At 36.1% G+C, this 10,883-nt stretch carries 9 protein-coding genes; all 9 read left to right on the top strand.

The genetic code is table 11. From position 1 onward, the window contains the following. The first annotated feature begins 7 nt into the window (after positions 1 to 7). The 9 genes from pglZ to ACTQWB_RS17150 all read left to right on the top strand — a co-directional run bounded on the left by pglZ (position 8) and on the right by ACTQWB_RS17150 (position 10,610). On the top strand, positions 8 to 2,296 hold the full coding sequence (pglZ, locus tag ACTQWB_RS17190) for a BREX-4 system phosphatase PglZ (protein WP_055062750.1): 2,289 nt from the start codon (positions 8 to 10) through the stop codon (positions 2,294 to 2,296). Positions 2,297 to 2,308: 12 nt separating this feature from the next. Then, positions 2,309 to 3,745 carry a BREX system Lon protease-like protein BrxL gene (gene brxL, locus ACTQWB_RS17185; RefSeq protein ID WP_055062751.1) on the top strand — a complete coding sequence of 479 codons (1,437 nt, stop codon included), beginning with the start codon at positions 2,309 to 2,311 and terminating at the stop codon, positions 3,743 to 3,745. Beyond that, positions 3,745 to 3,942, top strand: coding sequence for a hypothetical protein (locus ACTQWB_RS17180; protein WP_055062752.1), 198 nt, complete (start codon positions 3,745 to 3,747; stop codon positions 3,940 to 3,942). Before brxL ends, ACTQWB_RS17180 begins: the two co-directional genes overlap by 1 nt. A 9-nt stretch (positions 3,943 to 3,951) precedes the next feature. Next, on the top strand, positions 3,952 to 5,076 hold the full coding sequence (locus ACTQWB_RS17175; RefSeq protein WP_055062753.1) for a cysteine desulfurase family protein: 1,125 nt from the start codon (positions 3,952 to 3,954) through the stop codon (positions 5,074 to 5,076). Between the two features lie 222 nt (positions 5,077 to 5,298). Continuing rightward, on the top strand, positions 5,299 to 6,393 hold the full coding sequence (locus ACTQWB_RS17170) for a helix-turn-helix transcriptional regulator (protein WP_441502721.1): 1,095 nt from the start codon (positions 5,299 to 5,301) through the stop codon (positions 6,391 to 6,393). A gap of 108 nt (positions 6,394 to 6,501) precedes the next feature. Beyond that, on the top strand, positions 6,502 to 7,515 hold the full coding sequence (locus tag ACTQWB_RS17165; protein ID WP_441502722.1) for a PDDEXK nuclease domain-containing protein: 1,014 nt from the start codon (positions 6,502 to 6,504) through the stop codon (positions 7,513 to 7,515). A 515-nt stretch (positions 7,516 to 8,030) separates the two neighbouring features. Then, the gene (gene lexA / locus ACTQWB_RS17160) at positions 8,031 to 8,606 is read left to right on the top strand and encodes a transcriptional repressor LexA (RefSeq protein WP_229027227.1); all 576 of its coding nucleotides are present in this window, start codon (positions 8,031 to 8,033) and stop codon (positions 8,604 to 8,606) included. A 130-nt stretch (positions 8,607 to 8,736) separates the two neighbouring features. Then, positions 8,737 to 9,462, top strand: a complete 726-nt coding sequence (locus ACTQWB_RS17155; protein WP_002594700.1) for an ImmA/IrrE family metallo-endopeptidase — start codon at positions 8,737 to 8,739, stop codon at positions 9,460 to 9,462. A 560-nt stretch (positions 9,463 to 10,022) separates the two neighbouring features. Further along, on the top strand, positions 10,023 to 10,610 hold the full coding sequence (locus ACTQWB_RS17150) for a sigma-70 family RNA polymerase sigma factor (RefSeq protein ID WP_416330348.1): 588 nt from the start codon (positions 10,023 to 10,025) through the stop codon (positions 10,608 to 10,610). Positions 10,611 to 10,883 lie beyond the last annotated feature (273 nt).

Below are 10,883 nucleotides of genomic sequence, written 5' to 3'. Positions count from 1 at the left end.
AAAACATATGAATCTGGATGACACAAAAAAGAGAGTTCAAAAATATCTGAACTCTAATAAAAGATATCCTTTGATTGTTGATGTTCAAACAAGGGAAGATTTAGCAAATATAGCAGAATATTTTAAGGTGGGTAGTAACAAGTTCCCGGCTATAGAGGAGTTTTGCAACCAAGATGAGGCAATAAAACTGGATGAGTTATACGCATCTGTATCAAGTAACAGTGGTAATACATTTATAACCGGATTGTCTGGATTCCTTATGCTATTTGGAGAAAATGTGGCAAAGCAGGCTTTAAAAACACTGATTACAACAAGCATTTCTGGTCATGTTGTAATTATTACATATCAATGTGAGAAATATCTCAGATTTACAGATCCTAGAATATCTGAGAGCGGAAGATTGGTTATCGTTGATGGAAATCCTGACAATATTTGCAATATAAATTTCATTTCTCCGACGCTCTCCGATATTTTTACGGATTCATATAGTGGGATACAGAACATTGGAACAGCCATAGATAGTTGCTTCAATAGAGATGCATATATTGCAACAGCAATAGATAAAAGCTCTTTTGCTGAATCAGTCTTTCATATTTCACAAGTAAATAATAGTTATGATATTCTCCGAAATAAAGATTCAAGAACAGGAATTGTTCCTCAAGCATGTGGATTGCCGGAACAATGGGATTATGTGCTCCATCAAATGGGAAAATCAGGAACGTGGACTACGGTTATTGTAGACAATTTTGGGTCAGAAAATAATCTTTTACATGTAATAAGAGAATATCCGAAATTTGACGTTGAAAAGAGATGGCTTTACTATATTGCACTTCTGATTTGCGGTGTTAAGAATAATGATTACCTTAAACTTGCGTTAAATAAGACGTCAAAATCCAGTGAATTGATAAAGAATATTTTTCGGTCTGTACTTGATATTGATTGGAAGAGTGAAAACTATCAGAAATTGTATAGGCAAAGAAAAAGTTTAATTAGTGAGCTGAAAAAGCCATTGCCTGAGACGATAGATTTTTGTAAAATTTTATCAACCAAAGGAGAAGATGAAATTTACTATCTGACAGATTTAACACAACCGGAAAAAGAAAAAATCATCAAATGGCTTAGCAATTATGGTGTGAAGTATTCAAAGGATGAGTTGGTTTCTATTTTGATGAATGTCTATCCCGATTTAGCGTATTATTTGTCAAGTTATAGATATAGAAATGAATTTTTGAATACCTATTTTGAGAATTACAAATATCAAAAGATAACAAATCGTATTCTGCCATCTTTTGATAAAGTTGTTGAAGAGCAGGCAATAAAAATGGATTTTGTTACAATCTTAAAACCACGTACAGCCTATGTAGATAAACTTGATACACAAAATGCACAAGTATTTTTTGTTGATGCAATGGGAGTTGAATACTTAAGCTTTATTCAACAGAAGTGTAGCGAATACGGACTTTCGGCAAATATATCTTGTGCAAGATGCGAGTTGCCATCATTAACTGTATTTAACAAGGAATTTGTAGATGTGTTAAAAGATAAAGGATGTCTAATATCAGATATAAAGGATTTAGATGATATTAAGCATCATGGCAAAGATAGCTTCGACTATGAGAAAGAAAAAACACCAATTTACCTCATAAAAGAGCTCGAAATAATAGATGATTTATTGACGAAAATTAAAGCAAGCATACTTGCTGGGTCATATAATAAAGCAATTATTATTTCTGACCATGGTGCTAGCCGACTTGCTGTCCTTCATGAAACTGAAAATATATGGAATATGGAGACAAAAGGCGAGCATTCAGGAAGATGTTGCAAGATAAGTGAAATTGACGATAAACCAGATTTTGCAATTGAAGAGTCTGGATACTGGATTCTGGCGAATTATGACAGATTTAGGGGAAGCCGACGTGCAAATGTAGAAGTACACGGTGGAGCTTCTATGGAGGAAGTTGCGGTTCCAATTATTGAAATTACACAAAAAGCATCTAATATAGAAGCCTTTATCGTCGATGAATCAAGAGTTTTAACATTAGGTGCAAAGGAATACGCAATCATTAAAATTTATGTTGGAATTAGAAGTAATAATATTTCCATTAAATTGGATGGTAATTATTACAATGCTGAAGAAACTGCTGAACCTTATATATACAGCATAGAATTGAAAAATTACAGCAAAAAAGGCAAGTTTTCTATTGATATCCTTGATGGTGGCAGTGTTCTCGCATCTGGACAGCAGTTTGAAATTGAGAAAAAGGGAATGTCACAGAATAATATGTTCGATTTTTAGAGGTAAAAATAAATGACTGATAAACTTAGAGACTATTTTGATGAAATGGTTGTTTATAAAGATTTAAAAAATAATAATTTCTTTTCTTCTCTTGGACTTCCTGCATTTTTAAGAGATTATCTTTTGAAAATGTTCAGCGATGATTTTGGGAATTTTGATGTGGATGAAGTATCTGCATTTGTTAAGAAGTTCATACCCAAAAAAGAGGATTGGATGAGTATAAAAAATAAAATCATCTATGAGAATGAAAGTGTTCAAATCCTGACAAAAATTTCCGTAGATATCAATATAAAGACCGGAGAAATATCATTTGCTATTCCTGATTTTGGAGTTACTGAAAAGGAAACTTTGATTGAACCGGCTATTTGGGATGTCTATAAAGAAGATTTGATAAATACAGGAGAAACTTGGGGAATTATAAAATTAGGATATCGTCAACCTGACGATACAGTAAAGCCAAAGATTCCGGGAAAAATAAAGTTGACTGGTTTCAAGAATTTTCGCCCTTATACGGTAGATGTTGAGTATTTTAAAGAAATGAGGTCAAACTTTGAAACGGATGAATGGATAGATATCTTATTAGGAGCTATCGACTATAATGCTGACGGATATGAAACGAAACTTCAAAAGCTGACAATGCTTACTAGACTATTGCCGTTTGTAGAGAAAAGAATAAACCTTATTGAACTAGCTCCTAAGGGAACTGGAAAAAGTTATGTTTTTGGTCATATCAGTAAAAACGGCTTGCTGACAGACGGTGGAAAAGTTACCCGTTCAAAAATGTTTTATGATGCTAACAGAAGAAAACCGGGTTATATTTGTGGTCCGGACTATGTAGCGATTGATGAAGTAAAGCTTGTAAATTTCGGCGACGAAAATGAAATGCGTTCCATACTTCAAGGATATCTTGAGTACGGTACATTTAATTCCAATGGCTATAATGGAGAATCGGATGCTGGTGTAGTATTCCTTGGTAATATAAAAGAAGAAAACATGGATGAGTATGGTTATATGTTAGGAGAATTACCTACGTTGTTTCAGGAAACGGCACTTCTTGACCGTATTCACGGATTCGTTAAAGGGTGGGATATACCTAGAATGAATGATGGTCTTAAACTAACCGGATGGGCACTTAACTCTGAATATTTCTGCTCTATTCTTCATGAACTCAGAAATGATATGAGTTATCGTGCCATTGTGGAAAAGATTGTAGAAGTTCCCGAGCATGCGGATACTCGTGATACAGAGGCAATTAAAAGGTTGGCAACTGCATATTTAAAGCTGCTGTTTCCAAATGTTAGAAATGAGTTTGATGTTGACAAGATGGAATTTAGAGACTACTGTTTAACGCCAGCTATGAAAATGCGAAGAATTATCAAACTTCAGCAAGGCATGATTGACAGTGAATATAAAAATAAAGATGTTCCATGTTTAATGGTGAGAGAATAATGAGTAAAGAGTGTATTGCTTGTGGAAAAAAGCAATTGGATAAAGATACTGTAGGCATAAACAAAAAGCTTCTTGGAAAAGACATTGCCAATTTTTATTGTATGGACTGTTTGGCTGATTTTTTAGGATGTACTGTTGATGATTTGCTGGACAAAATAGAAGAATTTAAGGATGAAGGGTGTACACTTTTTAAGTGAGGAATAGCTATGAAGCATTTTATATACGCTGATAATGCAGCAACAACAAAATTGGATAAAGATGCATTTAATGCAATGCTTCCATGGCTTCAAGAAGAATATGGCAATGCGTCGCAACCATATTCATTTGCACGTAAACCGAAAAAAGCCTTGATGGAAGCTAGAACTTTAATTGCAGAATGCATCGGTGCTCAACCAGATGAAATTTATTTTACATCAGGAGGCACGGAAAGTGATAACTGGGCAATAAAGGGGATTGCTGAGAAGGGGAAAAAACATCATACAATTGCAACGCAGATTGAACATCATGCAATCCTGAATGCCTGTAGAAGATTAGAACACTTTGGATTTCAAGTGGATTATCTTCCAGTTGACAAACAAGGTGTTGTATCATGCGAAGATTTAGTGAAATTTATAAAAGGTAATACTGAGCTGATTTCTGTAATGATGGTTAATAATGAAATTGGAACGATTGAACCAATAAAAGAGTTAGCAACCGTAGCTCATGATAACGGTATTTTATTTCATACAGATGCAGTTCAGGCAGTTGGGCATATTCCAATTGATGTCAGTGACTTATGTGTGGATATGCTTTCTGCCTCGGCACACAAATTTAACGGACCAAAGGGAATTGGTTTTTTGTACATTAAGAGAGGTACAAAAATATCTTCATTTGCAGATGGTGGTGCTCAGGAATTCCATAAGCGTGCAGGAACTGAAAATATTGCTTCGATTGTAGGAATGTCCATTGCATTGAAAAAAAGTTGCGATGAAATGGAAAAAGTGAATAAAAAACTACTTGCTTTAGATGAAGCATTTAACGATGTTCTTTTGAAGTCTAAGATAGATTTTATTAGAAATGGTTCTAATAATCATGTTCCGGGGAATATAAATTTGTCTATCCGCAGAACGAGTGGGGAAATGTTACTGCATCGTTTGGATTTGATGGGAATTTGTATATCAACGGGTTCGGCTTGTGATTCTGTAAATACAGAAGTCTCGCATGTTATTAAGGCAATCGGAGTACCATCTGAGTATTCAGAAGGCACTATTCGTATTTCGTTTGGTAGAGACAATACAGAAGAAGACGCAATTATGATTGCAAAGGCTCTAGTTAAAGTCATTAAAGGATAAGATGGATTCATAAGGAAAGTAATTGGTAAATTACACGGACATATCATTTACTTTAATTAACCACATTTTGGAATATAAGTCTGACACAATGAAACTGGTCAAAACATATAAGGCGGAAAAGAACAGTGCAAGCTTCGGACAGGTGCTTTACTGCCCTTATGATTATGATAAAGTAAGATTGATTGTAAAGAAAATGACTGACTAGATGAGTTCTGGGTTTGAATGATAAGAGAATTTGACAATGACAGATGGAACGGTTATCCCTATATGACGAATGAGAGAGTTAGGGAGAAGTGTTTGGAGATATGTAGGAGTAGTTCAGAAAGGAAATCAATGGAATCAAAACCAAGGATTTTATATTTACAAAAGATACTGCTTGAGAGAACAGATGAGGAAAATATGCTTTCCACAACGCAGTTAATCAATATATTAAATGATGAATATGGGATATCTGCTCATAGGACTACCATAACAAAGGATATTGCGGCTCTTCAGGAGTTTGGAATGGATATTGTTGTTATTCATTCCACTCAAAGTAAATACTTTGTGGCAAGCCGTAAGTTTGAGCTACCTGAGCTGAAACTGTTGATTGACGCAGTAGAATCATCCAAATTTATTACGAGTAAGAAAAGCGACGCACTGATTGAGAAGATACATACAATGACAAGTGCAGGGCAGGTGGCAAAACTCAGGAGAAACAACTATGTTGTTAATCGAATAAAGCCGGACAACGAGCAGATTTATTATATTATTGACACGATAAATGAAGCCATAAATAGCGGCAAGCAGATTTCATTTCAGTATTATGACTATACAGGACTAAAGAAGAAAGTTCTTAAGAATAAAGGCGAGGTGTATAAGCTCAGTCCGTATAAACTTATCTGGTGTGGGGACTATTATTATGTTCTCGGATATTCTGAAAAGCAGAGAAAAGTTATAAATTTTAGAGTAGACCGCATTGCATTGAGACCAGATATACTTGCTAAGGATATTATTCCTATGCCCGATGATTTTGATATTGAGAATTTTACAAAAGAAGTGTTCTTTATGTTCTCAGGAGAGAAAGTTCTTGTGGATTTGCGGTGTGATAACAGCCTGATGAAAACAGTGGTTGACCGTTTCGGAGAAGATGTGACAACCCTTGCGTATGATATGACTTCTTTCAGAGTACAGACCGAAGTATCAGCCAGTCCTACCTTTTTCGGTTGGGTGTTTGGCTTTAATGGAAAAGTACAGATACTTGCACCGGAAAGTGTGAAAGAACAGTACAGACAGATGATTGCAAAAGCCGATGAGGATATGCAAGAGAGTGAGTAGTGATTCGTAAATGATTTAGAATTTGTGTGAAAAATCAATTATTATGAATATGAAAATGATATGTTTTTAAATTGTGCAGACGGTCTGCACAATTAGGAAGGAGTCAATATGCTTACACCGTCAAATCAATATTTGCAGGCAGTAGAAGAAATAAATGATTATGTCAATCAGGCTAAATGCAGAGCTTCTGTCAGTGTAAATAGTGAGATAATGAAAACAAATATATTTATTGGAAATGTTATTATCCGCAATTCTGAGTGGGGAAATAAATTTGTGGAAAATCTGTCTAAGGATATGAAGATGAGATTTCCAAGTGCAAAAGGTTATTCTGTCAGAAATTTAAAATATATGAAGAAATTTGCACAGATTTTTACGGAAGATGATGTAGATGAGTACGGATTGGGAAGAATTACTTGGAGTCATCATCAGATATTGATGAGTAAAGTGTCAAATCGAGAAGAATATATATGGTATCTGGAAAAAACTTTGGAATATAAGTGGTCAGTTGATGATTTGACTTCCCAAGTTAAGAGTCAATTATATGAGCGACAGGTGGTTGCTAACAAAATATCAAATTTTGAAAGACGATTACCGGCTGAACAAAAGGATATGGTAGTAAGCACAATGAAAGACCCATATATGTTTGATTTCATCAATTATACGGAAGAAATGTTGGAAACAGATATAGAAAATGAACTTGTAAAAAATGTTACTTCTCTACTGATGGAATTAGGCACTGGTTTTGCTTTTATGGGACAGCAGTATCATCTTGAAGTTGGAGGAAAAGATTTTTATATAGACCTTCTGTTTTATAACACAAAGCTTAGATGTTATGTAGCAATAGACCTTAAAACTGGCGAGTTTAAGCCAGAACAGGCAGGAAAGATGAATTTTTATTTATCTGCTTTAGACGATTTAGTGAAAGCTCCAGAGGATAATCCATCAGTGGGACTTATTTTGTGCAGAGATGAAAATAGAACAATTGCAGAGTATGCATTGAGAGATATGTCAAAACCGATTGGTGTCAGTGAATATCACTTATGCACGGATTTACCGTTAAATTTGAGAAATGCATTACCTGCCGTAGAAGATATTAGAAGTAGAATTGATATGAAAAAGTAATTTGTGCAGACGGTCTGCACAAATTGCAAATTTAAATTGCATTGAACAAAAAGCCTTTATGGGCGGAACTTTTCAATGGAATAAAAATGACAGATATGTTGTATCAGTGTTATGGAGTGAAGGATAATACATAGTAAAAGAGTTCTTAAAGATTTTGGACTCAGTGAATCCAAAATAAATGCGGCTATTACTAAAGATTTATATATTTCTTAGATTGTTGTCCCAGTGTGGCAACAATCTAATTGTGCAGACGGTCTGCACAAATTGCAGGATAAAAGTTCATTGAACAAAAAAACTTTATAGGCTGTAATTTTCAATGAAAACAAAAACTTTACTTTTAACATTGTTGAGTTAAAAGGTGCAGAGGTGTTAGCAAATTGCGACACCTCTTTTCTTTTGCGAAAAACCTACTTGAAAAAATTTTCGTATCAGGTATAATAAAACTATCGAAAGCAGAGTGCTTCTGATAGAAAAGAAAGCGAGGTGCAGGTATGAGAAGCAAGAGTCCTGAACTTATGAGTGAGATAAAAAAATATATCGAGAATTATTACCTGCAAAACAGACAATCCCCATCGACTACAAAGATTGCTGAAGCTGTTGGCATTGCCAGAGGTACAGCATATAAATATTTGGTAGAGATGGCTGAGAAGAATATGATTGAGTACGACGGGCAAGAGATTAGTACCAATGTGACCCGTAAGTACAGTGGCGAACAGACACAGACACCGATTGTAGGTTCTATTCCTTGTGGTAGTCCTCAGTATGAGGAAGAAAATATTGAAGAATATGTATCACTTCCTACTGCTATTTTCGGCAAAGGAGATTTCTTTATATTAAGAGCAAGCGGTCAGTCTATGATTGAAGCAGGGATTGATGACGGCGACCTTGTGGTTGTCAAAAAGCAGGTAGAAGCCAATGAGGGCGATATAGTAGTTGCTCTTGTGGATAATCAGAATACATTGAAACGTTACTTCCGAGATGATGAGAATCAGAAAATCATTCTCCACCCGGAAAATAAGAGGATGAAAGACATCATTGTAGATGAGTGCTGCATTCAGGGTGTGGCTTGTCACATCATCAAAGAACTATAACAGAGGACAGACGAATGAGAACACTTGAAGGAATTCGCTATCTAATCAATTTGGATAGTGCGGAAATACAACAGAACTTTGCCGGAGGAGTTGCACCACCGGACAAGGTGGAGTCGGAGGTGGACACAACTTGAGTATTTATATGTCAAGAGCCGAGTTGGAAGAAATCAGCGAAGGCTTGATAACAGCTTATGCTAATAAGTTTAGCAATCGAGTGATTCAATCCATCGACATAGAACATTTCATTACAGAATTTCTTATGTTACGAATTGAATACGCTTCTTTCGCAGAAGATGATGCAGGCAGGATTGGTTTTCTGGCAGATGGAGCAACACCACTGCTGGTACATCAGGACGGAAAAATTATTCCCTTTGTTTTCCCGAAAGATACCATCGTACTTGATAAATTTCTTCTTGCTGAAAAGGAGCAGGGACGTCGCAGGTTTACAATGGCACACGAAGCGTCACATCATATTTTGAGTAAGATGTATGCAATGCCGAGTGAAGGACGCTTTCATGCAGAGTATGACAGTGAGCGTAGTTATTCCAAAGAGGAACTGGCTCAGATGTTTGCGTCTGTTGAGTGGCAGGCAGATACAATGGGAGCTTCGCTTCTTATGCCGAGAAGAATTATTGAAAATGCCTTGGCGAAATATAATCAGTCAAATCCGATAAGAGTTTATGGCGATAATACCATTACTTCAAAGGATAAAGCAGTTATCCGCAGAATGGCAGCTTATATCGGAGTATCTTATACAGCCTTGGTTATCAGATTGAGAGATATGGGGCTATTTGAGTATCACAATATCCTTGAGTACATTTCCAATGAGTTAAATTTGGGAGGTGTTTCACAATGAGGTTACAGACTCAGGTAGCACCTGAAATACAAAAGAGATTGCTTCTGTCAAGAGTGGAAGCAGAAAGTCTGAAGGAGCGTGATATTCTCTGCCCGACTTGCGGGTTCAGGATACAAAGAGTTTTTTCAGATGCAACCGGACATTTGAGTGTGAAGTGTCAGAAATGCAAGAATGTCCATATCTTAAATCTCGCTTACTTCCGCAGAATCCGCAGGAACGGATATAGTAGGAATTGCAGGCGATGAATATTACAAGTAAATATCGAAACGATTTCTAATCGAGTAAGCGGAGATAAGCAATTTATTTGCTAAACTACCAAGCACCGTACGAAGCCGGATAAGTGAAGAATAGAAGTATTCTTTGCTGTCCAGATTCGACGGTGCTTTTTTTGTTGCTGTTTTATTCGATTATGCTTCGTGCAGTATTAGGTCTTTTCCCTTACTTGGGAAAGGACTTTTATGTTTTATAACGCATGGCAGTGCCAGATAGCTGAGTACCCGTAATCTCCGAATTTTCTATATAAAAAAGCAATTTTAGAAAATTCAAAGGAGATTACGAAAATGACAAACAAACTTACATTAACAGAACAAGAAGAATTATTTGCAAAGGATTGTAAACTGATAAATCTTAAATACGAATATAACGGTTATACCGGAGATGAGAGATGGGCGATTATTACGGAATTATCGGTAAAAGAGCTTTGGGAGAAGTATCCACTTGTTATAGAAAGATATTCTCCGTTTGTTCATCTTTCCATTGCACAGGGAGAGGTAATTGATGATGCAAACCGAAATGAGGACAAGTATGCAAAGAGAAGCAGTCGCACACTTGACTGCTATGGATATGACGATGAAATGTCATCACAGTTCCATAAAGAACTTGCCATTATGTTTGACGACCCGTTTGAAAGAGCAGAAGAAGAAAGGCTTGAACTGGAAAGAGAAGAATTGTGTCAGTGTGAAATTAGAAAAGCAAGAATAGCACTTTCAATGTTGCAGCCACTTCAAAGGGAACGCCTTATGAAGAATGTGTGTTGCGGTCTGAGTTCCAGAGCGATTGCAAAGCAGGAGGGTGTATATTACAGCTCCGTAGATAAGTCTATTGCAGCGGCAAAGAAAAACTTTATCAAATTTTATGAAAATCTCTGATTTTGGGTGTGCATTTCAGCACCCTTTGTCCAAATGAGTGAAGGGGTTATTTCATTCCGGATACGAATGACACTTTAAAAATTTGATTCTTGTGAGGTTATGTATATGAAAGAAAAAATGATTTGTCGTGGGGATTTATTCTACTATGACTTTGGAGATAACTGTATATACCGACCAGATAGAGCACACTGCACGGCGTTTCAGTGCATGGCTTCCGCCGATACAGTGCACGCTTTCCGGTCATCAGTGCATGGATGATTATTCAGGTATAGG

The sequence above is a fragment of the Blautia sp. HCP3S3_H10_2 genome, assembly GCF_052122375.1.
Taxonomy (GTDB): domain Bacteria; phylum Bacillota; class Clostridia; order Lachnospirales; family Lachnospiraceae; genus Blautia_A.
The sequence above is the reverse complement of the archived record's forward strand: the minus strand, read 5'-3'. Positions and strand labels throughout refer to the sequence as shown.